Source organism: Brevundimonas sp. (assembly GCF_965227765.1).
Classification (GTDB): Bacteria; Pseudomonadota; Alphaproteobacteria; order Caulobacterales; family Caulobacteraceae; genus Brevundimonas.
In genome coordinates this window covers 1,989,276-2,010,573 of the sequence record NZ_OZ245778.1, presented here as the reverse complement: position 1 = coordinate 2,010,573, position 21,298 = coordinate 1,989,276, and the positions used below count along the sequence as shown (strand labels likewise).

General features: G+C 67.1%; 26 protein-coding genes. 7 read left to right on the top strand and 19 right to left on the bottom strand.

Going from position 1 to position 21,298, the window contains the following annotated elements; all coding sequences use genetic code 11:
* Nucleotides 1–42 precede the first annotated feature (42 nt).
* Nucleotides 43–288: a type II toxin-antitoxin system RelE/ParE family toxin gene (locus ACO05L_RS09755; protein WP_421728985.1), complete on the top strand. Its 246-nt coding sequence runs from the start codon at nt 43–45 to the stop codon at nt 286–288.
* Here ACO05L_RS09755 and ACO05L_RS09750 read toward each other — a convergent pair.
* The 14 genes from ACO05L_RS09750 to ACO05L_RS09685 form a co-directional block, all read right to left on the bottom strand.
* Complete coding sequence (locus ACO05L_RS09750) at nt 285–971, bottom strand: murein L,D-transpeptidase catalytic domain-containing protein (RefSeq protein ID WP_421728984.1); 687 nt, start codon at nt 969–971, stop codon at nt 285–287. The genes ACO05L_RS09755 and ACO05L_RS09750 overlap by 4 nt on opposite strands.
* Before the next feature lie 377 nt (nt 972–1,348).
* Complete coding sequence (gene lpxK, locus ACO05L_RS09745) at nt 1,349–2,362, bottom strand: tetraacyldisaccharide 4'-kinase (protein ID WP_421728983.1); 1,014 nt, start codon at nt 2,360–2,362, stop codon at nt 1,349–1,351.
* Entirely contained in the window at nt 2,359–3,654 is a 1,296-nt protein-coding gene (locus ACO05L_RS09740) for a 3-deoxy-D-manno-octulosonic acid transferase (RefSeq protein WP_421728982.1), read from the bottom strand. The genes lpxK and ACO05L_RS09740 overlap by 4 nt, the downstream gene beginning before the upstream one ends.
* Nucleotide 3,655: 1 nt before the next feature.
* A complete protein-coding gene (locus ACO05L_RS09735) occupies nt 3,656–4,342 on the bottom strand; it encodes a lysophospholipid acyltransferase family protein (protein WP_421728981.1) in 687 nt (228 codons plus the stop codon).
* Between the two features lies 1 nt (nt 4,343).
* On the bottom strand, nt 4,344–6,191 hold the full coding sequence (locus ACO05L_RS09730) for an ABC transporter ATP-binding protein (protein WP_421728980.1): 1,848 nt from the start codon (nt 6,189–6,191) through the stop codon (nt 4,344–4,346).
* 73 nt (nt 6,192–6,264) lie between these two features.
* On the bottom strand, nt 6,265–6,480 hold the full coding sequence (locus tag ACO05L_RS09725) for a hypothetical protein (RefSeq protein ID WP_421728979.1): 216 nt from the start codon (nt 6,478–6,480) through the stop codon (nt 6,265–6,267).
* Nucleotides 6,477–6,749: a hypothetical protein gene (locus ACO05L_RS09720; RefSeq protein ID WP_421728978.1), complete on the bottom strand. Its 273-nt coding sequence runs from the start codon at nt 6,747–6,749 to the stop codon at nt 6,477–6,479. The genes ACO05L_RS09725 and ACO05L_RS09720 overlap by 4 nt, the downstream gene beginning before the upstream one ends.
* Nucleotides 6,750–6,816: 67 nt before the next feature.
* On the bottom strand, nt 6,817–7,068 hold the full coding sequence (locus ACO05L_RS09715) for a DUF4170 domain-containing protein (protein ID WP_421728977.1): 252 nt from the start codon (nt 7,066–7,068) through the stop codon (nt 6,817–6,819).
* A gap of 34 nt (nt 7,069–7,102) precedes the next feature.
* Nucleotides 7,103–7,897 (bottom strand): 3'(2'),5'-bisphosphate nucleotidase CysQ, encoded by a 795-nt coding sequence (locus ACO05L_RS09710; RefSeq protein ID WP_421728976.1) that lies wholly within the window; start codon nt 7,895–7,897, stop codon nt 7,103–7,105.
* Nucleotides 7,894–9,249, bottom strand: coding sequence for a TldD/PmbA family protein (locus tag ACO05L_RS09705; RefSeq protein WP_421728975.1), 1,356 nt, complete (start codon nt 9,247–9,249; stop codon nt 7,894–7,896). Before ACO05L_RS09705 ends, ACO05L_RS09710 begins: the two co-directional genes overlap by 4 nt.
* Before the next feature lie 57 nt (nt 9,250–9,306).
* Nucleotides 9,307–9,714, bottom strand: coding sequence for an MAPEG family protein (locus ACO05L_RS09700; protein ID WP_421728974.1), 408 nt, complete (start codon nt 9,712–9,714; stop codon nt 9,307–9,309).
* Nucleotides 9,715–9,716: 2 nt separating this feature from the next.
* Nucleotides 9,717–11,510 (bottom strand): M14 family metallopeptidase, encoded by a 1,794-nt coding sequence (locus ACO05L_RS09695; RefSeq protein ID WP_421728973.1) that lies wholly within the window; start codon nt 11,508–11,510, stop codon nt 9,717–9,719.
* Nucleotides 11,511–11,569: 59 nt separating this feature from the next.
* Nucleotides 11,570–12,145 carry a hypothetical protein gene (locus ACO05L_RS09690; protein ID WP_421728972.1) on the bottom strand — a complete coding sequence of 192 codons (576 nt, stop codon included), beginning with the start codon at nt 12,143–12,145 and terminating at the stop codon, nt 11,570–11,572.
* 122 nt (nt 12,146–12,267) lie between these two features.
* Complete coding sequence (locus ACO05L_RS09685) at nt 12,268–14,634, bottom strand: ATP-dependent helicase (protein ID WP_421728971.1); 2,367 nt, start codon at nt 14,632–14,634, stop codon at nt 12,268–12,270.
* A 198-nt stretch (nt 14,635–14,832) separates the two neighbouring features.
* Here ACO05L_RS09685 and ACO05L_RS09680 point away from each other — a divergent pair, with 198 nt between their 5' ends.
* Complete coding sequence (locus ACO05L_RS09680; protein WP_421728970.1) at nt 14,833–15,048, top strand: hypothetical protein; 216 nt, start codon at nt 14,833–14,835, stop codon at nt 15,046–15,048.
* A gap of 42 nt (nt 15,049–15,090) precedes the next feature.
* Here the strand turns inward: ACO05L_RS09680 and ACO05L_RS09675 are convergent, their stop codons facing one another.
* Genes ACO05L_RS09675 through ACO05L_RS09665 form a run of 3 tightly spaced genes read right to left on the bottom strand, consistent with a single transcriptional unit; the run spans nt 15,091 to nt 16,566 of the window.
* Complete coding sequence (locus ACO05L_RS09675; RefSeq protein ID WP_421728969.1) at nt 15,091–15,807, bottom strand: SIMPL domain-containing protein; 717 nt, start codon at nt 15,805–15,807, stop codon at nt 15,091–15,093.
* Between the two features lie 48 nt (nt 15,808–15,855).
* Nucleotides 15,856–16,077, bottom strand: a complete 222-nt coding sequence (locus tag ACO05L_RS09670; protein ID WP_421728968.1) for a ribbon-helix-helix domain-containing protein — start codon at nt 16,075–16,077, stop codon at nt 15,856–15,858.
* A 6-nt stretch (nt 16,078–16,083) separates the two neighbouring features.
* Entirely contained in the window at nt 16,084–16,566 is a 483-nt protein-coding gene (locus ACO05L_RS09665) for a YbaY family lipoprotein (protein ID WP_421728967.1), read from the bottom strand.
* Nucleotides 16,567–16,676: 110 nt separating this feature from the next.
* Here ACO05L_RS09665 and ACO05L_RS09660 point away from each other — a divergent pair, with 110 nt between their 5' ends.
* Nucleotides 16,677–17,438, top strand: coding sequence for a Coq4 family protein (locus ACO05L_RS09660; RefSeq protein ID WP_421728966.1), 762 nt, complete (start codon nt 16,677–16,679; stop codon nt 17,436–17,438).
* A 115-nt stretch (nt 17,439–17,553) separates the two neighbouring features.
* Entirely contained in the window at nt 17,554–18,498 is a 945-nt protein-coding gene (locus tag ACO05L_RS09655) for a DMT family transporter (RefSeq protein WP_421728965.1), read from the top strand.
* Between the two features lie 2 nt (nt 18,499–18,500).
* On the opposite strand, the gene ACO05L_RS09650 is transcribed toward ACO05L_RS09655, so the two are convergent.
* The gene (locus tag ACO05L_RS09650) at nt 18,501–18,686 is read right to left on the bottom strand and encodes a DUF4169 family protein (RefSeq protein ID WP_421728964.1); all 186 of its coding nucleotides are present in this window, start codon (nt 18,684–18,686) and stop codon (nt 18,501–18,503) included.
* A 72-nt stretch (nt 18,687–18,758) separates the two neighbouring features.
* On the opposite strand from ACO05L_RS09650, the gene ACO05L_RS09645 reads away from it, so the two are divergent.
* Nucleotides 18,759–18,995: a DUF2171 domain-containing protein gene (locus ACO05L_RS09645; RefSeq protein ID WP_421728963.1), complete on the top strand. Its 237-nt coding sequence runs from the start codon at nt 18,759–18,761 to the stop codon at nt 18,993–18,995.
* A 19-nt stretch (nt 18,996–19,014) separates the two neighbouring features.
* Here the strand turns inward: ACO05L_RS09645 and ACO05L_RS09640 are convergent, their stop codons facing one another.
* Nucleotides 19,015–20,298, bottom strand: coding sequence for a patatin-like phospholipase family protein (locus ACO05L_RS09640; RefSeq protein WP_421728962.1), 1,284 nt, complete (start codon nt 20,296–20,298; stop codon nt 19,015–19,017).
* Nucleotides 20,299–20,400: 102 nt separating this feature from the next.
* On the opposite strand from ACO05L_RS09640, the gene ACO05L_RS09635 reads away from it, so the two are divergent.
* Together ACO05L_RS09635 and ACO05L_RS09630 are read left to right on the top strand one after the other, a co-directional pair.
* The gene (locus tag ACO05L_RS09635; RefSeq protein ID WP_421728961.1) at nt 20,401–20,793 is read left to right on the top strand and encodes a YccF domain-containing protein; all 393 of its coding nucleotides are present in this window, start codon (nt 20,401–20,403) and stop codon (nt 20,791–20,793) included.
* 97 nt (nt 20,794–20,890) lie between these two features.
* Nucleotides 20,891–21,298 (top strand): hypothetical protein, encoded by a 408-nt coding sequence (locus ACO05L_RS09630; RefSeq protein WP_421728960.1) that lies wholly within the window; start codon nt 20,891–20,893, stop codon nt 21,296–21,298.

Below are 21,298 nucleotides of genomic sequence, written 5' to 3'. Positions count from 1 at the left end.
GCCTCGTCCAAAATGCGGCGAGTAACCTGGTCGGACGAAGCAGTGGAAAATCTGGAAGCGATCGGCGCCTATGTGGCCGGGTTCAATCCTCTTGCCGCGCAGCGCTTCACACGCAAGCTCATCGCTGCAGCGGAAAGCTTGACGGAGTTTCCTGACAGAGGCCAAGCCGTACGGTCGGGCACACGCGATCTTCTCGCCATTCCGCCCTATCTGATCCGTTATGTCGTCTTGCCCGACGAGATTCGCATCATCAAAATTCGTCATTCGGCCCGCAGGCCGGAGCGTTAAGCCCCGGCGAACAGCAGCCGGCCTTCGCCCATGCGCTCGCGCAGCATCGGCAGGTCGGTGTGGGCGGTCGAGAAGCAGCCGTAGCTGCGGCCCAGCTTGCCTTCGCGCGCCAGGAAGTCCGGGTCGGCATAGTTGGCGCCGTGGACGATGATAGCCCGTTCGCGCGCCATGTTGTTTGAGTACTCGAGCCCGTCCAGCAGGACGTTAGGTCCCTGTTGAGAGCCCCAGCCCGCACCGGCTGTGGCGTAGGCGCCGACGGAGGACATGTAGCTGTCCGGCGTGTTGGAGAAGTTGCGGGCGTAACCGGAATGCTGAGGATCCGAGCCCCGGCCGTGGGAAGTGCGGAAGGCCTGGACCTGGCCGCTGTAGAGATCGACCTCGTAGAACCGCTGTTCGCCCGAGAATTTCTGGAAATCGACCAGATACATCCGGTCGCGCAACGGGATCCGCTGGTGATGGACATCCAGCGCCTGCATGGCGCGCTGCATCAGCTCTGGGCGGACCTGGCGATAAGGGTCCAGCGGCGGCGGCGTGATCTGAGCCGTCGTGATGACGGGCGCAGGCGCCGGCGTCGGCGCGGGTGCGGCCGCCATCAAAGGCGTCTGGACCGTATCGGTGGAGGCGCAGCCGGCGAGCATCGCCGCCGATCCGCCCATGACTAGGCTTCGTCTGGATAGCCGCATGCGACGCCCCTCGCGCGGTTGATTGAAGCCGGATTGTTTCACGAACCCGCAGGTCGTTTCAACCTGAGCCGGGGTTGAAACGGTCTGAACACCTTACTGCCGCGCTTGTAACACGGGGGGTATCAGCTGGTCGTGAAGCTTCGCCTGGACGGGGATATTCCCGAAAGCGGTAGGGCCCAAACCCGCCAGTCACTCGCCCAGCGGCCATGCGGCCAGCGCTGTCAGTCCACGCCCCTTGGGGCATCGACGACCCCGATTGCGGATAGCTTTCATCGAGATAAAACTCTCGTGATCGGCGGAACCAAGTCGTCAAACTTACAACTGATTGGTCGGAACCCGGAAATCGGGCGATTATTGGGTCGCTCAGCGACTTTCCGTCATGCGTGTCCGATAGCGTTCAGCACGAAGGCCCTGAATTCTGCCTCGTCGTCGAACTTGGCGGCCACGGGCCATGACACGACCCGGTCCCGCCATGCCGGGGGCAGCCGGACCCAGTCCTTCTCGGTGGTGACGAGGCCCGCATTCAGCAGCGACGCTCGGTCGGCGAGGAAGGCCAGATCCTGTTCGCGATAGTCAGCGTGGTCCGGGAAGGGCGCGAAATCGACTAGGTCGCAACCGGCCGCGATCAGGCTGCGCTCGACCTTCCATGGCTTGGCGATGCCGGCGAAGCCCACCTGAGGGCCTGGTGGCGGAGGCGTATCGGCGATCAGCCGCGCGACGAAGACGGGCAGGCCCTCGAACGTCGTCAGCAACTCCGGATCGGCCTCGGTGACGTCGCCGGGCAGCAGGATGACGACGGCGTCGGCGCGGGCCAGGCCGGCCTTCAGCGGCTCGCGCATCGGGCCGGACGGGAATACTGAGCCATCGCCGAACGGCCATTCGTCGCCGCGCGTCTCGCCGTCGACGACGATCAGGCTTAGGGCCTTTCGCAGCGTGGGGTTCTGGTGGGCGTCGTCCAGGACGAGGGCCTGGGCGCCTGCCTCGACCATGGCGCGGGCTCCGGCGAGGCGATCGCGTGCGATCCAGGCGGGCGAGCCCAGCGCCAGCATCAGGGGTTCGTCGCCGACCGCCGCCGCATCATGGACGGCGGGATCGACGCGGATCGGTCCTTCCAGCGCGCCGCCATAGCCGCGCGACAGGGCCTGGGCGTCTATGCCTGCCGCGCGCAACAGCCGCAGCGCCTCGCGCGCGACCGGCGTCTTGCCCGATCCGCCGACCGTCAGATTGCCGATGGAAATGACCGGTGCGCCCGGATCGACGGGGACAGCGCGGGCGATGCGGCGGGCGGTGACGGCGGCCCACAGCCACGAAGCGGGCTTCAACAGTATCCGCGTAACCCGCGCATGACTGGAGCCGCGGACATACCACCAGCGGGGCGTGGACAGTTTCATCGGCCACGTCCTGGCGACCTGAGCGGCAACAGGGGCTGCAGGCTGTCCCACAGGCGATCCAACTCGCCCCCAGCCTCGCCCGCCGTGCGTCGCGCGGCCTCGCCCATGGCGCGGGCGGCGGCGGGGTTGTCCAGCAGGCGGCCGACCACGGCGGGCAGGTCGCCAGGAGTGGCGACCATCGCCAGCCCTCCCTGTTCGAGCAAGGCGCTGCTGACCGAGGCCCAGTTGGACGCGTCGGGGCCGGTGACGGCGGGCTTGCCCAGGCGCGCGGGCTCCAACGGATTGTGACCGCCGACAGGCGTCAGGCCCAGAGCGGGCGCGAAACTGCCGCCCATGATCACCACATCGGCCAGACGCAGGAACAGGCCCAGTTCGCCCAGGGTGTCGGCGACATAGATGTCGGTGCCGTTGTCCAGTCCGCCGCCGCGCGACCGCATGGCGAAACGATAGTTCTCGGCCGTCAGGGCGGTGGCGATCTCGGCCCCCCGCTCGGGATGACGCGGGGCCAGGATCAGGCAGGGCCGGGTGGACAGGGCGTCCAGGGCGCGGACGATGGCCATTTCCTCGCCCGGATGGGTGCTGGCGGCCAGGATCACCGGCCGGTCGCCAATGGCTGCGCTCAGGCCGGTGAAGGCCTTGGCGTCATGGGGCAGGGGACCGCCGGCCAGCTTCAGGTTCACCAGCCCGTCGACCTGACCGCCCAAGGCCTGCAACCGCTCGGCGGACGCCGCGTCCTGGGGCAGGATGCGGTCGAAGGCGGCCAGCAGGCGCCGGATCGCGCCCGGAAACCGCGCCCAGCCGCGCGCCGTGCGTTCGGTGACGCGCGCGCTGACCAGGGCCAGTTTCACGCCGCGCGCCCTGGCCGTCAGGATCAGGTTGGGCCAGATCTCGCTCTCGACGAAAACGCCCAGCGACGGGCGCCAGTGATCCAGGAAGGCGGCGACGGCCTGGGGGCCATCGACCGGCGCGAACTGGTGGATCACGCCCGGCGGCAGGCGCTGGGCCAAAAGCTCGGCCGAGGTGACGGTGCCGGAGGTGACGAGCACCGACAGGTCGGGTCGCGACTTCGTCAGCCGTTCGGCCAGGGGCAGCAGGGACAGGGTCTCGCCCACGCTGACGCCGTGCAGCCACACGAGTTCGCCCTCGGGCCGGAGGGCGCCGCTCAGGCCTAGCCGCTCATCCACGCGAACCGGATCCTCCTTGCCCTGTTTGACGCGGGCGTCGAGCAGGCGAGGCGCCAGGGGCTCCAGCAGCCGGGTCAACAGTTGATAGGCGACGAGGGCGGGGCTCACGTCACAGCCTTTCCAGGCCGGTGATGGCGTCGGCGCGGGCCTCCACCGCGGTCAGTCGCTCGGTCCAGGCGCGGGCGACCTCGGCCACGTCGCCGCCAGCCGGAAAGCGATCCACGTCCCAGACGATGGCCCCGCGCCCGAACGGCAGGGGGATCACGGCGCGGTCCCAACTGCTGAGCCTGGCGGCGGGATTGCAGGACATGCCGATGAACAGAACCGGCGCGCCCGACATCCTCGCCATGACGGGCAGGCCCTCGGCCATCTGGCGGGCCGGGCCGCGCGGGCCGTCGGGCGTGATGGCCAGGGCGCCGATCTTCAGCTGTTTCAACCCGTCGCGCAGGGCCTGCGATCCGCCCTTGGAGGCCTCGCCGCCATCCTTGCGACCGGACGAACCGCGCACCGCCGGAAAGCCCTGAAGGGCCACGGCCTTGGCGATGAACTGGCCATCTCGGGACAGGGAAATCAAGGCCTTGGCGGGTTGTGCTCTGTCCAGGGGCCAGCAGGCGGGGGACAGGCCGATGCGCGAATGCCAGAAGGCGCAGATGACGCCGCCGCCGTCCGCCCATACCTGTTGGGCGACCTCGCGGTTCTCGTGCGTCCAGCGGATGGTGGCGAAGCAGAAGCGCATCCAGCTGGCCATGACCCATGACAGGACGGACTGGATGACGGGGTTTCGAAGCGGCCTCATCTCAGGTGACGGCCGCTATGTCGGGGGCTCCGTCCAGCGACTGCTGTCGGGCCAGCCGGGCATAGAGGCCGCCCTTGCGGATCAAGGCCTTGTGGGTTCCGGTCTCGACGATGCGTCCGGCCTCGACCACGTGGATGCGGTCGGCGTTCATCACGGTGGACAGGCGGTGGGCGATCATCAGGGTGGCGCGGCCCTGCATCAGCCGCTCCAGCGCCGCCTGGACCAGGGCCTCGCTCTCGGTGTCGAGCGCCGAGGTCGCCTCGTCCAGCAGCAGGATGGGCGCGTCCTTCAAGAAGGCGCGGGCGATGGCGATGCGCTGGCGCTGGCCGCCCGACAGGCGCAGGCCGGCCTCTCCGGCGCGAGTCTGATAACCGTCGGGCAGGGCGGTGATGAAGTCGTGCGCGGCGGCGGACCGGGCGGCGTCGGCGATCTGTTCCGGCGTGGCGTCCGTGCGGCCATAGGCGATGTTGGCGGCGATGCTGTCGTCGAACAGGAAGGGCTCCTGCGTCACCAGGGCGATGCGGGCGCGCAGGTCGGCCAGGTTCAGATCGCGCAGATCCACGCCGTTGATCGTCACCGCACCCGAAGTCACGTCATAGAAGCGTGGCAGCAGGGACAGGATGGTGCTCTTGCCGCCGCCTGAGGGGCCGACCAGGGCGACGGTCTCGCCCGGCTTCACCGTCAGGGACACGTCCGATAGGGTGGGGGCTTCCGTGCCGGCATAGGCGAAGGCGACGTGGTCGAAGGCGATGGTTGCGGGGCCCGCAGGCAGGGCTTTGGGCGCCGCCGCCTCGCGGATTTCCGGCTCGATATCCAGGGCGGTGAACAGGCGCCGTGTCGCGGTCAGGCCTTCCGAGATCACCGTGGCCAGGTTGGTGACCTGGCGCAGCGACTGGCCGGCGGCCATCAACAGGCCGATGAAGGCGGCGAACTCGCCCACGTTCATGACGCCCGCCTGGGCCTGCCACCCGGCGAAGCCGATCACGGCGGCGACGACGGAATAGGCCACCAGATCGCTGACGGGGCCGGAGAAGGCGCGGGTGTTGGCGCCCTTGATGACGAAGCGCTGGCGGCGCGCGATGACCTCGGCGACGCGGGCCTGTTCGGCGGCCTCGCGGTTCTCGATCTTGATCAGCCGGACCCCGTCCAAGTTCTCCATCAGGGCGGTGGACAGGTTCTCGCTCTCGGCCATGGCGCCCCGCGCGGCCTTGCGCGTACGGGCGCCGAACACCCTGAGCAGCCAGGACACGACGGGAATGGCGGCCAGGACGATCAGCGTCAGCCGCCAGTCGATCCAGGCCATATAGCCGATGACCGCCACCAGGGTCAGGCCGTGCTGGGTGTAGTTGACCACGCCCGTGGTGAAGGTCTCGCGCACCAGGTTGGCGTCATACAGGACCGAGGACACGAACGAGCCCGAGTGCTGGCCGCGCAGGCGGGCCAGGTCGGCGCGGATCATGGCGCCGAACAGGCGGGCCTGGATGTCGCCGACGATGCCGTGGCCCAGCCGGTTGACCAGCGCCGCCTGAACCGCCGTGGCGATGGTCCGCAGCATGGCGACCAGCAGGATGGTCAGGGGAATCCAGATCACGGCCTGAGCGCCCGTCAGGTGGACGCCGAACACCTTGACCTCGTTGCCCGGCACGAACAGGCCGTTGATCGCCGGCTCCAGCAGGCCCAGCAGCAGGGCCGAGAAGCCGCCGGACAGGGCCGCGCAGACCATGCCGGTGATCAGCACCGCCTTGTGCGCCGACAGGTAGTCGCGCCAGATCCGGGCCAGCAGGGGACGCAGCGCTTTGTCTTCCGCGTCGGAATCAGGTGTGGTGGGAAGGGGGGACGCGGCGGTCATCGGCTCTGGGTCGGACGTGCCGGGCGCCAAGTCAACCCACAGTGCTGGTCATGCCGCAGGTAACGGCGAGGGCTCAACCCCAGGGGCCGCCGTGCGAGGGACCATCGTCGTTTCCGGTGGCGCCGTTCTGCGCTTCGCGACGTGCTTTGCGGTCGGCCTCCCAGGCGCGGAACCACCGCGCATAGCTGCGCTCGCCCCTCAGAACGAAGAGCCAGAGGATCAGGGTCGCCACCAGACCGACCAGGGCCATGATCTGCGACGACCCCAGTTCGGTTCCGAACAGGTTCATGGACGTGGCTCCGTCGTGGATAGGGGCGTGGCCAGCGGGGCGCCCGCGAACGGATCGCTGTCGTGGATCAGCGAGGGCGGCGTGATCGAGAGCGGGGTCAGCAGCGGGGTTTTGTCGAGGGGGCCGACAGTGGAACTCGCCGGATCGTTCCAGAGGATGTCCTGTTCGTGGCGCACGACCCGGGGCTGGCCCGGCCTGCGGCGGGTGGCCCAGGCGACGATGGCGACGCCGAGGACCAGAAGTCCAAGAACGATCAGTGTGGGCGCCATTCACGGCCTCCTTCGACAAGCTTGACCTGTGGCCTCACAGCGTCTCGCCGAACCGCCAGGTTCCGCATCAGGCCTGCGACGTATCCCCGCGCGGATCGATCATCTTGTGCGCGTGCAGGATGAAGAAGCGCATGTGGGCGTTGTCGACGGTGGCCTGGGCGCGGGCCTTCCAGGCCTGTTTGGCCTCGTCGTAGCTGCCATAGGCGCCGACGAACTCGACCTGCGACAGGTCGCGGAAGACGGGGGCGTCGAGGTGGCGCAGTTCGCCGCCGATGACGAGGTGGAGGAGTTGCGACGAGGTCGCTTCGTTCTTGGCCATGGGATTGAGTGTCCGAAAAAGCTGGGGAGGGCTTTTATTTTGCCAGCGGGATAGGCCTTGTGCGCCGCACGATCAACGGGTGAAGCCCCGGCGCCGAACAGATCAGGCTGGACTGTCGCGGATCTGCACGGTTGAACAGCCAGGGTCGGCCATGGTGATCGGTGACCTTGCCCCCCGCCTCGTGGACGATCAGATCGCCCGCCGCGACATCCCAGTCCCATTTGGGCGTCAGGGCGATAGCGGCGTCGAAGGCCCCGGCGGCGACCAGGGCCATGCGATAGGCGATGGCGTTGCGCTTCTCGAACCTCATGTCCGGCCAGGGCTCGTCCCACTGCGGTCCCTCCATCAGCCGGGCGTCGGCCAGGACCGAGGCGTCGTCCAGGCTGTCGGTGTCGGAGGCTGTGATCGGATGCCCGTTCAGCCGGGCCCCGCCGCCCAGGGTGGCCTCAAAGGTCTCGTTCAGCATCGGGGCGTGGATGACGGCGGCGACCGGCCGTCCGTCCTCGACCACGGCGATGGGCACGCACCACCAGGGCTTGGACTTCATATAGGCCACGGTGCCGTCGATCGGATCGACCACGAAGATGCGCGATTTCGACAGCCGGTCGGGCGTGTCGGCGGTTTCCTCCGACAGCCAGCCATAGTCCGGCCGGGCCGACAGCAGCCGGTCCTTGAGCAGGGCGTCCACCGCCAGATCGGCATTGGTGACGGGCGATCCGCCGTCCTTGTGCCGGATGGTCAGGCCCTTCTCGCGCTCCGACAGCGCCAGGGCGCCCGCTTCGAGCGCGGCGGCGCGGATCAGGTCAAGGTCAGCCGAATAGTCGCTCATTTCCCGGCGATGGCCACGCCGTCGAACAGCAGCGACGGGCTGTTGGCGCTGGAGCGGAACTCCAGGTCCGAACCCGGGACCATGCGCGACCACAGGGCGATCAGGTTGCCGGCGACCGTGACCTCGCTGACCGGATAGGCGATCTGGCCGTCCTCGAACCAGAAGCCCGACACCCCCGCCGACCAGTCGCCTGTGTTGGCGTTCAGCGACGGACCGAACATGGAGGTGACCAGCAGGCCATTGGCCGCGTCGCCCATCAGCCCGGCCAGATCGCGCTCGCCCGGCGTCAGGTGCAGGTTGTGGCCCGACACGCCCGGAGGCCCGGCCAGACCGCGCGAGGCGTGGCCCGTCGACTGCAGACCCAGTTGGGCTGCAGAGGCGCTGTTCAGCAGCCAGGTGGTCAGGACGCCGTCGTGGATCAGTTTGCGCTCCTGAACCTCCACGCCCTCGTCATCGAACGGCGTCGAGCCCAGGCCGCGAATACGGAAAGGATCGTCGATCAGGCTGACGCCCTGGGGCAGGACCAACTGGCCCAGCTTGTCCTTCAGGAAGGACGAGCCGCGCGCGATCGAGGGGCCGGAGATGGCGCCCAGCAGAGGCGACAGGACCTGGGTGGCGACGCGGTTCTCGAAGATGACGGGGGCCGTGGTCGAGGCGATCTTGCGCGGCCCTGTGCGGGAAACGGCGCGTTTTCCGGCCTCAGCGCCGATCAGGCGGGCGTCGGGCAGGTCCGATAGGTGGCGCGTCGTGCGGCTCTCGCCCCCGCGCTCCATGGCTCCGTCCTTTTCGGCGATGACGCCGACGCCCAGCGAGAAGGCCGAGCCTTCGTAGCGACCATCAAAGCCGTGCGAGGTCACCAGCCGCCACTGGCTGGCCGAGTTGGAGGCATAACCCCCCTCGGACCGGGCGACGCCCTCGACCGCCAGAGCGACGGCTTCGGTCTCGGCGGCGACGGCCTCAAGCTCGGCGGCCGAGCGTTCGGAGGGGTCGAACAGGTCCAACTCGCGATGCGGCCCCCTGTTCAGGCGGTCCTGCGGAGCCAGGCCCGCATAGGGATCTTCGGGCGCCAGTTTCGCCATGGCGACGACGCGCTCGACCAGACGCGCGCGGGTCTTTTCCGACAGGTCGGACGCCGACACCGAGGCCTGACGCCGGCCGACGAAGACTCGCAGGCCCAGGTCGCGTGATTCCTCGCGTTCGACCTCTTCCAGTTCGCCGTTGCGGACGCCGACGGACAGGGCGCGGCGTTCGGCGGTGACCGCCTCGGCGGCGTCGGCCCCGGCCTTCAGGGCGGCGGCGACCAGATCATGCAAAAAGTCGGAAGCGGAGGCGGTCTTGGCGGTATCGGACATACCCCGATATGGCCGCCCCGCCTCGTCGACGCAACCGGATCAGGCCAGAAGGGCGGATCAGGCCAGGAGCGGGTGAACCACCAGAATGATCCCGGCGCCGATCAGCGACAGCAGGGTCAGCACCATGCCGAGAAGGCGGGGCAGGGTGACGCCGCCCGTGGTCTTGACCCCCAGAGGATGGATCAGCCGGCCGATGAACATGGCTCCGCCCACCAACTGCACCGCCCAGGCGGGAGCCCCGATCAAGGCCAACAGGATCAGGGCTCCGATCCCGGCCGGAATATATTCCGCTGCATTGCCGAAGGCGCGGGTGGCGATTGTCATTTCTGCGACCCCGCCGTCGCCCAGCAGGACGCGGTGCTTCCTGCGGTTCAGCACCACTCTCGCCGACAGGACGACGAGCAGCAGCACCAGCAGCCCGCTCCAGAACGACGCGACCTGCAGGGATGTCAGGGTCGTGAACATGATCAGTTCTCCCGGCCGACCGGATAGAGTCGGTAGCGGTCATCGTAGAACGGCGTGCGCTCATAGAACCAGCCCAGCCGCGCGTCGGGGTCAGCGGCGAACGCGGGATCGGCGGCCAGCTTCGCCTCGAACTCGGATTTCAGCGTCGGATCTGCGGCCAGCATCTGTTCCGCCATCGGGGCGATGGCATAGCCCTCGATATATTCGACGCGGTTCAGCACCTCGGCGAACATCCCCCAGGCGAAGAAGCTCTCGTTCGATTGCGGCTCCAGCAGCAGAACGACCATGTCGCCGAGCGGCTGGTCGGTCGAAACCCGGACCGAGCCGGGGGCATAGGTCCAGTCCCGGCGCTCCGGCGTCACCGTCTTCACCGTGATGGCGACGTGGCCCTCGTTCGTGGCGCGGGCGACCTCGGGGTCTTCGAGGCGCAGCATCTCGACCGAGACGGTGCGCGGCGCGTCCAGCGTCTCCATCGTCACGCCATGACCGCGCAGCCGCTCGATGATGTCGGTGCGATAGGCCGGCACCCAATAGGCGGCGGGTCGGGCCAGGGTCAGGGTAGGCTCGGACGTGAACATCGGGACCTGCCACATCTGCGGGTCTTCGCGGCCCAACCAGCGCAGTTCCGACCGGCCCGAGGCGGGGCTGTCATAGGTATCGTACAGGATGCCCTTGAAGGCGCGGGTCGAAGTGGGCTCCGCGCCTTGGGCGAAATTGGCGGGGATTTCGACCGGCCGCAGCCGGCGGTCGGCGGCGATGGCGGCGGTCAGGTCGGAGCCGTGGTCGGCCAGCAGCCGCATCGCCTCTTCCAACAGGACGTAGGTCCCCAGCACACGCTGCTCATGCGGCTTCAGGCTGTGGTTCTCGATCAGGATGGTCGGGGTGTGGGCGACCGAGCCCCAGCCGTTGGAATAACGCTCGCCCAGGCCGCCGTCGCTGAGGCCCGCCTTGGGATCGCGGTCGTCCAGAGCGAAGACCAGTTCGCCGGGGATATGGCCCTGGGCCTCCAGCGCCGCATTCATCTCGGGCTTGAGCACGCCGTCCAACCAGGCCGAGATTGCGGGCGAACGCGAATAGCCGCCATTCTCCCCGTTGAAGCCGTAGGTGACGTCGTACTGGTAGTCGATGCCGTCGGTCACGTGGATGTCGATATAGAGGCTGGGGTGGTATTTCTGGATCAGGCCCATGACCGCCCGCATCTCGGGCTGGTCCAACTTCATGAAGTCGCGGTTCAGGTTCTGGTTCGTGCCGGTGTTGCGCCAGCCCTGGATACGGGGGCCGCGCTGGTTGGGGCGGGAATAGGCCGAGGCGCGTTCGTGCCCGTCCACCGACAGGATGGGGATCAGGATCAGGTTGACCCGGTCCAGCAGGCTGTCCTTGCCGTAGAAGGCGATGTCGCGCAGCAGCATCATGCCCGCGTCCTTGCCGTCGATCTCGCCCGGATGGATGCCCGCCTGGGCAAGCACGACGGGCTTGGCCGGATCGAAGGTCGCGCCGTCCTTCGAAGCGATCACGGCATAGATGGGCCGGCCCTCGGGAGAGACGCCGAACTGTTCGATGCGGATCAGGTCGGACGCTGCATCCAGCCGGTCGAACCAGGCGCGGGTGTCGATGTAGTTCGGGCTGAAGTCATGCTCCGGGTCGATCTCAAATCCGCTGGCCCAGGGATCGGAAGCGTCGCGCAGCAGAGCGCGGCTGGCGCCGTTCCAGGCAGGCGGTGGCGGCAGGAAGTCCTGATCCCAGGGCGCGGTGTTGGACACGGAAGCAGACCGCGGATTGGACGGTGTCTGGGACATGACAGAACTCGTACTCAGAAGAAGGGCCAGAATGGACGTCAGGACCAGGTGCATGGCGCTCAGCCCAGGAAATAGGAGAAGATGATGGTCGCCCCCACCACAAAGGTGATGGTCGCCGCCAGCGCGAACGCCACCGTCCGCTTTGTGGCCGCAAGGGCGGCCGTCGTTAGAAGACCGTAATAGGTCAGGTTCAGCGCGGCCCAGACCACGGTCTCGATCAGCGACTGCTGGGTGGTGAGAGCGATGTAGAGCGGCGGGACCTGAGTGATCAGATTGGCGGCGATCACGCAGAACACCACGACACGGCGGCTCTGCATGATGTGATCGTCCAGGTTCTCCTTTTCGGTCGCCTTGGGGAAGACCTGGGTCGAGGCGAAATAATACAGCAGGGACACCGAGGCGACGCCCAGGGCGGTGAGGAAACTCACCTCGCTCAGATCGCGATAGGCCCAGGCATTGGTCCAAAAGGTGATCAGGTCGATCAGCAGCAGCAGGCCAAACAGGGGCGCGACGACGCCGATCCGGCGGATGTTGCGCTCGTCATAGGCGCGCGAGAATCCGGCTGCGATCTCAGCCAGGGCCAAGCCCAGCACCAGCCCGTAAAAGGCGAACATGAAACTGAAGGCGTCGCTCAAATGTCCGCTCCAGATGTCCGGTCGACCGTTCGTCCGCTTCAGACCCTAGGGCGTGATTCCCGCCTCGTCACCCATGCAGCGATCGCCCGCCTGTGGACGGGTCAAAGACGCGACGGGCGTCGTCACTCGGCCTTCTCCACGAAGGTGTCGATGACCCGTTTCTCGCCCGCCTTCTCGAAGTCGATGAGCAGCTTGTTGCCTTCGATGACGCGCACGACGCCATAGCCGAATTTCTGATGAAACACGCGCTGGCCCTTTGCCCAGCCAGATCCTGCCTTGGGGTCGGCGGTGGCGATCAGGCGCCCTTGGCCTTCGATCACCGCCGTGCGGGCGTAGCGGTCGCCTGAGTTCTTGGACGGCGGGGGCTTGGCGGCCGTGAAGCTCTGCGCCCGCTTCCAGCCAGGCGACGAATAACCCGCCCCGAACGACGGCGCTTCGTCCCAGCGGGACTTGGCCTCCTTCATGCCGGACGAGACGCCGTAATAGCCGGTGTCGCTCTCGGCCTCGACGTGGTCGATGGGCAGTTCGTCGACGAAGCGGCTGGGCAGTTGCGTCGTCCAGCGGCCATAGACCATGCGGTTTGCGGCGAAGGATATCCGCGCCTGGGCCTTGGCCCGCGTCACCCCGACATAGGCAAGGCGGCGTTCCTCCTCGAGACCCTTTTCGCCCTTTTCGTCGATGCTGCGCTGGGACGGAAACACGCCTTCCTCCCAGCCCGGGAGGAAGACCAGAGGGAACTCCAGCCCCTTGGCGCCGTGCAGGGTCATGATCTGGACCGCGTCGTCGCCGGCCCCGCGATCCAGGTCCATGACCAGAGAGACATGCTCCAGATAGGCCTGCAGCGTCTCGTACTGCTGCATCGACTGGACCAGTTCCTTGAGGTTATCCAACCGCGTCTGGCCGCTGGTGCGGTCGGCCTTTTGCATGTCGGTGTAACCGCTCTCTTCCAGCACCGTCTCCATGACGGACCAGTGGCGGGTGTCCTCGGCCAGGGCGCGCCAGCGGTCGATGTCGCGCACGAAGTTGGACAGGGCCGTGCGCGTTCGCGCCTGAAGTTCGTCGGAGGTGATCAGGTCGCGCACCGCCGACAGGGCAGGGACGCCCGCCTGGCGCGCGAAGGCCAGGATCTTCTGCACGCTGGTGTCGCCGATGCCGCGCTTGGGCACATTGACGATCCGCTCGAAGGCCAGGTCGTCCTCTTCAGACTGGATCAGCCGCATATAGGCGTGGGCGTCGCGGATCTCGGCGCGTTCGAAGAAGCGCGGGCCGCCGATCACCACATAGGGGATGGCCAGCATGACGAAGCGTTCCTCGAACGCCCGCATCTGGAAGGAGGCCCGGACCAGCACGGCCATGTCGGCGTATTTCAGGCCGGGTTCGCCGGCATGGGGCCGCCTGGCCGTCTCGATCTCGTCGCCGATCAGACGCGCCTCGGCCTCGCCGTCCCAGACGCCACGGACCTTGACCTTGTCCCCAGACTTATCCTCGGTCCACAGGGTCTTTCCCAGCCGGTCGCGGTTGGCCGCAATAAGCCCAGACGCCGCACCCAGAATATGGTGGGTTGACCGATAGTTGCGCTCAAGTCTTACGACCTTAGCTCCGGGAAAGTCGCGCTCGAACCGCAGGATGTTATCCACCTCGGCGCCCCGCCAGCCATAGATGGACTGGTCGTCGTCGCCAACGCAGCAGACGTTGCCGGTGCTGGAGGTCAGCAGACGCAGCCAAAGGTATTGGGCGACGTTGGTGTCCTGGTACTCGTCAACCAGGATATATCGAAACCGCTGGCGATATTCCTGAGCGATGTCCGCGTGTTTCGAAAGAATCGTCAGGTTGTGCAGCAACAAATCGCCGAAGTCGCAAGCGTTCAGGTTGGCCAGCCGGTTCTGATAGGCGGCGTACAGGGCGTGGCCCTTGCCGTTGGCGAAATCCTCGCCCGGCGGCAGGGTCTCGGGCGTCCAGCCGCGGTTCTTCCAGTGATCGACCAGATGCGACAGCGACTTGGGCGTCCACCGCTTGGTGTCGATATTGGCCGCTTCCAGCAGCTGTTTCAGGATCCGCTCCTGATCGTCGGTGTCCAGGATGGTGAAGCTGGATTTCAGGCCCACCAGTTCGGCGTGCCGCCTCAGGATCTGGGCCGCCACCGAGTGGAAGGTGCCCAGCCAGCGCAGCCCTTCGGCCGACGGTCCGATCAGGTGGGTGATCCGCTCGCGCATCTCGCGAGCGGCCTTGTTGGTGAAGGTGACGACCAGCAGTTCCCAGGGCTTGGCCCGGCCCGTCGCCAGGATGTGGGCCAGCCGCGTGGTCAGCACCCGCGTCTTGCCGGTGCCGGCGCCCGCCAGCACCAGCACAGGGCCTTCGGTCGTCTCAACCGCCGTGCGCTGCTCGACGTTCAGCCCGGACAGATAGTCGGACGGGCCGCGACCTTGATCGCCCCCAGGTCCGCGCGAGCGGGCGAGGTCGGAGATGCGAGGCGCGGGCAGGTCGGTCACGGCGGCGGAAATCTCGTCATGGAGCGAATCCCGCAGGAACTCGGGAAACCGGGAACATAGGGAGTACGGTGGCCAAAGTCAGGCCCGAACCGCGTTGTTCTCTGAATGTCTGACCGTCCCGTCCGCCGCCCCCAACCGGAACCGTCAAGCCTGTCCACCGTTCCTCACGCCACAGGGAAACTGGAAGGGACAACCATCATGTCGGACAACACTAACAGCGGCGGCAACAGCGGCGGCGGCAATGCGGGCCTGGCCTTTATCGTCGGCGGCATTCTCGTGGTCGTGGCGATCCTGGCCTATTTCATGTTCTTCCGGGGCGGCATGGAGCCGGCGTCAAAGGACATCGACGTCGATGTGAACCTGCCCCGCGTCGAGGCGCCCGCCGTGCCGACGCCGGGACCGACCACCAACTGATCAACACCCAACTGATCAACACCCAACTCGCGCGGCGGCCGGCTATCTGAGACGATAGCTGACCGTCGTCACGACCCGCACCCGTTTATCCAACGAGGTGGCTTCGGCGTCCACGTCCTCGCGCGCCAGGATCTCGAACGAGCCCTGCGTCGCCCGGGCGATAGGCCCCAGGGGCGCGCCGGAATCCTTGGCGAACTGCTCGGCGCCAGTGCGGGCGGACGCGGTGGCCTCGGCGATCATTGAGGGCCGCACCTCGTTCAGCTTCGAGAACACATAGGTCGGGGCGGTGAAGTCCAGCACGACCCCCTCGCGCACCAGATCGTTAAGCGCCCGCTCGGTCTGGGCGACCCGCTTCACGTCGTTAGTCCGCACGACCACGGACTGGGCCAGGATGTAGTGGGGCGTGCCCTCCGGCGAGACGTATTCGCGGGCCTTGGTGTCGGTGACTTCCAGCCGGCCAATGGTTACGGCGTCGGCGGGATAGCCCTGGTGGTTGAGGAAGGCGCGGACCAGGGCCAGGTCGCGATCGATCTTGGCCTGCACTTCGGGCAGGGATTCACCCGCGCCTGTGAACCGCAGCGACAGCACCGCCAGGTCCGCCTGGACATTGCGCTCGGCGACGCCCCGCACCGTCACCTGACGGTCGCCAACACGGGCGTTGATGACGCCCTGTCCGATGAAGACGCCGGCTCCGACGAGGCCCACGGCGATCAGCCCCCCGAACACGGCGGCGGGCATAAGGCTCTTGTCGATCGGCATCTGCGTTACCCCGAATTCGGCGCGAGAATGCGCTCGCGTCCGGCCTTGTCAAACGCTGTTTTTTCCGGCCGCCCATTCCAGCGCCAGCACTCGACAGGCCGAGGCGAGGGGCCGTCTTCCCCGCGTCTGGTCCAGCCAAGCCAGCAGTCCGGCATGGCTTAGCCCGCGCGCCTGCGCGACCTCATCCAGCACGGCCCAGAACTCCGGCTCCAGCGCCACCGAGGTCGCGTGTCCCGACAGGGTGACCGACCGCTTCTTCAACCCGCTCATGTGCAGTCAGCGAACGCCCTGCATGGTGATCTGGGCGCTCGGCCGTGCGCCCTGGGTCAGAACGACATGGCGTTCGGTCGTCGTGAACACCAATCGCCCGTTTTCGTCGGATATGGAGGCGCGCGCTGCATAGGTGTGACGCGGGTCGATCTGCGAGGTGGGGAAGCCCAGCGTCACCGAATAGGGGGGTGCGCGACCGTTCAGCGGTTCGCTGGTCTCGGCCATGACGCGCGCCGGAGCGTCGGCAAGGCTGACATCCTCGATCTTGACGGTCAGCACATGGCCCGGCGGCAGCATGATCCGTTCGCGATAGCTGGCCTCCACAGTGACGATGGTCATACCCGTCCCCACGGTGGGACCGCCGCCGCCGGCGCCGCCGCCGTAGCCCGGATCGACGGCACAGCCTGCTGCGACCATGCCGACGCCGAGGACGCCCGCCAGCGCCAGCGTCCGGCTCCAGGGCTTGCGCGAGTTGATCGAGGGGGTCATGGGGGTCTTCCTTCGCGAAAGCGGGTCGTGAGATGTTGCGACCTCACGCGACCCATGTCCAGCCGCCCGCACCGGTTGGTATCGGCCCGTTGGCGCGCTATATCTTGGCCATGACCAGCGCCGCCTATTCCGACGACTTCGGCCGTGTCCGGCCGCAGAAACTCCGCCCCCTGACAGCGCTGCGCGCCTTCCAGCGGCTGATCCGCGACAAGGAAGACACCGCCCAGGTGTTCGAAATCATGCGCGCCCTCAGCGGTCGCTCGATCGCGCGCGGCTATGATCGGATGCTGCAGACGGTCGAGGGCGGGCGACAGGCCTTTCTTGGCTACGAGCTGGCGCAGAAGCTGGACGACCCAGCCTGGCTCGATCAGTTCCAGCCGGGCACGGTTGGCGCCGCCTATCGCCAGTTCCGCGAGGCGCGCGGCTTCACTGCCGACGGCCTGGCCGAGGCCGAGCGCGAGGTCATTCCCTTCGTCGACGCGCCTCATCCCGTCGTCTGGTATTCGCGCCGTCTGCGCGACGTGCACGACATCTGGCACGTCCTGACCGGCTATGGCACGGATGCGCTGGGCGAGGCCTGCGTCGTGTCCTTCTCCTATGGCCAGACCCGTAACCTGGGCTTCGCCTTCATCGGCTGGGGCGCAGCGCGGGAGATCCAGCGCGAGGCCGGCGCCGTTCCCGCCCGCAGGGCCGCCTTCCAGGCCTGGCGCAACGGCCGTGCCGCGCGTTGGCTGCCCGGATTGGACTACGAAGCCCTGTTCTCGGAGCCTCTGGAGGACGCCAGGGTTCGTCTCGCGATCCGTCCGGCGACCGTCTATTCCAAGGTGGCGCCAGAGACCCTCCAGACCCTGAAACTACGCGCCGCCCACTAGGGTCCTGTCGGCGAGCCATCTCACAAGTCGGCCTTATGGATCGCTCGCAACAACCGGCCTTGCGGCCGGGCGCGGGCAGGTCCATTCGAGCCATCCCCTTGCTGACAGGCCCGTCGTGACTGCACCCGCCACACCCAGCCGCCCGCTGTTCGGCCTTCCCGCCGGAGCGCTCGCCCTGATCGGCGTGGGCGTCTGTGCCCTGATCTGGGGTACGACCTGGTACGCCATCACCTTCCAACTGGGCACGGTCGATCCGACCGCCTCCATCGCCTGGCGGTTTAGCCTGGCGTCGCTGATCCTGTTTGGCATCTGCCTGGTGATGCGGCGGCCCATCCGCCTGAACCGCGCCCAGCATTTCGCCGCCGCAGGGCAGGGGGTGTTCGCCTTCGCCCTCAGCTACACCTTCGTCTATCACGCGGAAGGGTTCATCACCTCGGGCATCGTGGCCGTGGCCTTCGCCAGCATGGCGCTGATGAACCTCATCATGTTCCGGCTGCTGGAGAAACAGACGGCGGCTCCCGCGGTCTGGACTGGCGCGGCTCTCGGCGCGGTCGGGGTGGCGGTGCTGTCGGGCGGCGAGTTGCTGGGCGCCCGTCTGGGGCCGGATGCTGTCCTGGGAGTCTGTCTCGCCCTGGCCGGAGCCCTGGTCTCGACCATCGCCAACTATTTCGCCTGGAGGGGTCAGAAGGCCGGCTCACAGGTTCTGCCAGCGACTGCCTGGGCCATGGGCTATGGCGCGGCGCTGGTCGTTCTGTACGGCGTCGCCACCGGCGTGACCTGGAGCATCGAGGCCACGCCCGCCTATCTAGGCTCGCTGCTCTACCTGTCGGTGCTGGGGTCGGTCGTCGCTTTCCTGATCTACTTCAGCGTGGCCCGGTCGCGCGGCTATACCCTGGCCAGCTACATCGGCGCCCTGACGCCGCCCATCGCCCTGCTGATCTCGGCCCTGTTCGAGGGCGCAGACTTCGGCTGGACGGCCTTGGTCGGCGTGGCTCTGGTCGTCGGCGGACAGGTGTTGATCGCCCGCGCGCCCAAGCCTGCGGTCGAGACCGAAGCCTGAATCTAGCTCTGGTCGGGGTCGCGTCTGGCGCCATCCAGCAGCCGTGACGTTCGCTCGCGTTCACGCGCGATGGCCTCGCGCTCCAGTCGGGTCTGTCCGTGGACGACGCGATTGTTTGCGGCCGAGACCTTGGCCTGCGTCCTGTCGCGCGTCTTTCGCGCCTTGTTCAGGTTGACGATCTCGCCCATCGCGCCGTCCTCATGAAACCCGGAATGCTCCAAGGCGTTGAAACATCACGCCAACCGAAACAGGAGATCCCCATGGTAGACGCCTCGCTCATCAAGGAACACCTCGAAGTCGTCGGTTCCGACGGCGGCCACGTCGGACGTGTCGATCACGTCGTCGGCGATCAGATCGAACTGGCAAAGCTCGACCTCACAGGCGGGTTCAAGCATCACATGATCCCGGTCAGCTGGGTCGATCACGTCGACGAGCACGTCCATCTGAACGTCAGCCAGGACGACGCCAAGGCGCGCTGGACCGAAAAGCCGCACTAACCTCGAAACGGCGCCAGTCTCAGCTATCCGGCTGTGCACCGACCTGCGAAGCCCCGCCCTCACCGGCGGGGTTTTCTGCGTCTGGCGTCGGCGGAGCGGCGGGCATCAACACGTCGGGTATCTGGTCGGGCCGCGCCGTTTGCGAGGGCAGGGCCTCGGGCCGGCCCGAGGGGCGGACCCTCGACCAGGCCTCACCGGCCTGGGACCGCGAACGGCCCAGCTCGAACAGGGCCTGCATCGAGGCGCTGTCGAACTTCAAGCTGGAGGCTTCGACATTGTCGGGGATGGCCGACATCGACATGGTGATGCCGTTGCGGTGGGCGAAGGCCGCCGTCGCGGCCAGGGCGGTCCGCAGCGAGGCCTTGCTCATGCTGTCATAGGTTCGGGCCAGAATGCCGCTGATCCGCCCCGGCGTCACACCGTTATTGCGCCCGATCTGGCCATTGATGACGACATACAGGGCAGTGTGCGAGGTCTGGGGCGACGGGTTGGTCCACAGCAGCATATCCTCGGGAATGGCCAGGAAGGGCGTGTTGACGCCGCCGTCGACGTGCATGTCCTCGACCACCTGTCCGTTCGCGTTGAGACCGGCGATCAGCACGGGCGGGAAGACGCCGGGAATGCTGGCCGAGGCCACCAGCACGTCCTTGAACAGCGTCAGAGCCGCTTCGTCGCCCTGGCTGGCCAGTACTCCCATGTCCCAGATCACCGTCTCCTCGCTGTCCAGATTGGTCGTGGCGACCAGCAGCTTGCGACCCTTGGCATGCTCGATGGCGATCTGGCGCAGCAGTTCTGGCGTGACGTTGTCGTCGACCAGGGTGCGCAGGACTCGGGCGCTGAACAGGCTGGGATTACGGAAGGCGGCCAAGGTTCGCGCGCTCAACAGGCCGTCGCTGCCGCCGCCGGTGTAGGCGTGCTCCAGTTCGTCGTCCCACTGGGGACCCAGAAAGGCAAAGGGGGCGGCCAGGGCGCCGGTGCTGACGCCGGTGACGATGTCGAACATCGGCCGATCCCCGCGTGCGCTCCAGCCGACCAGAAGGCCGGCGCCGAACGCCCCATTGGCCCCGCCGCCTGACAGGGCCAGGATCGACTGGCCATTGCCATTGGCCAGACGTGTCGTCATGTCGGCGGCCAAGGCGTCCAGCTTCTCGGCGTCGTTGGCGCTGATGCGCGGATCGGCGACCCGCACGACCTGATCGGGCGCGATCCGCAAGGGACCGTCGGGTCGTTCAAGTGTTCCGCAGGCCCCCAGCAGCAGCGTGGCCGCCAGTCCGATGGCCGAGAATAGTCCGCGACTGGTCATGCAGGTCTCCATCGGCGCGTTCGCACCGCCTTACCGCGAATTCATGGCGCGATCATGTAAGGCCTATTGCACGGCGAGGCTTCCGGCCCCAGCTTTTCGGGCATGATCCGTTTCATTCTGAACATCCTGTGGTTTGTGCTCGGCGGCTGGATTTCCGGCCTGCTGTGGCTGTTGGGCGGCGCGATCCTGGCCCTGACCATCGTTGGTCTGCCATGGGCGTTTTCCGCCTGGAGAATCGCCAGCTACTCGTTCTGGCCCTTCGGCAGGGAAGTGATCTGGGGCGGGGAAGCGGATGGCAAGGATATCGGGTGCTTCGGGATCGGCCTGAACCTGATCTGGTTCATCTTCGCTGGCTGGTACATCGCCCTGTCGCACCTGATGATCGCCATCGCCCAATTCGTCTCGATCATCGGCATCCCGTTCGCTCTCAAGAACCTCGAGCTGACCAAGTTGGCGATGGCCCCGGTGGGCGCGACGATCCGTCGCAAACCTTGAGGCGGCTGACGGCGGCGTAGGCGCACGACGTTATCGACGTAACGAGAATCTGCGGCTAATTGCCAAGCTTCAGCATAAGCTGAAGAGGAAAAGTATCATGATTAAGTCCCTGTTGATGGTCGGCTTCGCCGCCACCCTGCTGGCCGCCTGCGGCTCGTCTGAAGAAGCCGCTGCTCCGGCTGCCGAAGCGACCGCTGAAACCGCTGCGCCTGCCGCCGCGCCCACTGCCGAAGGTTTCCAGCCCGTCAAATTCACCATCGCCAACGCCACCAGCCATACCCTGACCCACCTCTATATTTCGCCGGCTGCAGCGAAGGATTGGGATCAGGACATCCTGGGAAATCAGGTTCTTTCGGCCGGTGAAAGCGGTCTGGTCAGCATCGAAGACGGCGTCGAGAGCTGCATGTACGACTTCAAGGCCGACTTCGACGACGGCGATTCCATCGAAGTCGGTGGCGTCGACATCTGCAAGCTCGAAGGCGAGACCGTCACCGTCTCGGGCTAA

Coding starts and splice junctions, on each gene's coding strand:
- ACO05L_RS09730 (WP_421728980.1), bottom strand. CDS start 6,191: ATGACCGCCGCGTCCCCCCTTCCCACCACACCTGATTCCGACGCGGAA.
- ACO05L_RS09705 (WP_421728975.1), bottom strand. CDS start 9,249: ATGTCCGATACCGCCAAGACCGCCTCCGCTTCCGACTTTTTGCATGAT.
- ACO05L_RS09675 (WP_421728969.1), bottom strand. CDS start 15,807: ATGCCGATCGACAAGAGCCTTATGCCCGCCGCCGTGTTCGGGGGGCTG.
- ACO05L_RS09630 (WP_421728960.1), top strand. CDS start 20,891: ATGATTAAGTCCCTGTTGATGGTCGGCTTCGCCGCCACCCTGCTGGCC.
- ACO05L_RS09720 (WP_421728978.1), bottom strand. CDS start 6,749: ATGGCGCCCACACTGATCGTTCTTGGACTTCTGGTCCTCGGCGTCGCC.
- ACO05L_RS09680 (WP_421728970.1), top strand. CDS start 14,833: ATGTCGGACAACACTAACAGCGGCGGCAACAGCGGCGGCGGCAATGCG.
- ACO05L_RS09695 (WP_421728973.1), bottom strand. CDS start 11,510: ATGTCCCAGACACCGTCCAATCCGCGGTCTGCTTCCGTGTCCAACACC.
- ACO05L_RS09725 (WP_421728979.1), bottom strand. CDS start 6,480: ATGAACCTGTTCGGAACCGAACTGGGGTCGTCGCAGATCATGGCCCTG.
- ACO05L_RS09750 (WP_421728984.1), bottom strand. CDS start 971: ATGCGGCTATCCAGACGAAGCCTAGTCATGGGCGGATCGGCGGCGATG.
- ACO05L_RS09700 (WP_421728974.1), bottom strand. CDS start 9,714: ATGTTCACGACCCTGACATCCCTGCAGGTCGCGTCGTTCTGGAGCGGG.
- ACO05L_RS09660 (WP_421728966.1), top strand. CDS start 16,677: ATGACCAGCGCCGCCTATTCCGACGACTTCGGCCGTGTCCGGCCGCAG.
- ACO05L_RS09665 (WP_421728967.1), bottom strand. CDS start 16,566: ATGACCCCCTCGATCAACTCGCGCAAGCCCTGGAGCCGGACGCTGGCG.
- ACO05L_RS09645 (WP_421728963.1), top strand. CDS start 18,759: ATGGTAGACGCCTCGCTCATCAAGGAACACCTCGAAGTCGTCGGTTCC.
- ACO05L_RS09635 (WP_421728961.1), top strand. CDS start 20,401: ATGATCCGTTTCATTCTGAACATCCTGTGGTTTGTGCTCGGCGGCTGG.
- ACO05L_RS09670 (WP_421728968.1), bottom strand. CDS start 16,077: ATGAGCGGGTTGAAGAAGCGGTCGGTCACCCTGTCGGGACACGCGACC.
- lpxK (WP_421728983.1), bottom strand. CDS start 2,362: ATGAAACTGTCCACGCCCCGCTGGTGGTATGTCCGCGGCTCCAGTCAT.
- ACO05L_RS09640 (WP_421728962.1), bottom strand. CDS start 20,298: ATGACCAGTCGCGGACTATTCTCGGCCATCGGACTGGCGGCCACGCTG.
- ACO05L_RS09715 (WP_421728977.1), bottom strand. CDS start 7,068: ATGGCCAAGAACGAAGCGACCTCGTCGCAACTCCTCCACCTCGTCATC.
- ACO05L_RS09735 (WP_421728981.1), bottom strand. CDS start 4,342: ATGAGGCCGCTTCGAAACCCCGTCATCCAGTCCGTCCTGTCATGGGTC.
- ACO05L_RS09650 (WP_421728964.1), bottom strand. CDS start 18,686: ATGGGCGAGATCGTCAACCTGAACAAGGCGCGAAAGACGCGCGACAGG.
- ACO05L_RS09710 (WP_421728976.1), bottom strand. CDS start 7,897: ATGAGCGACTATTCGGCTGACCTTGACCTGATCCGCGCCGCCGCGCTC.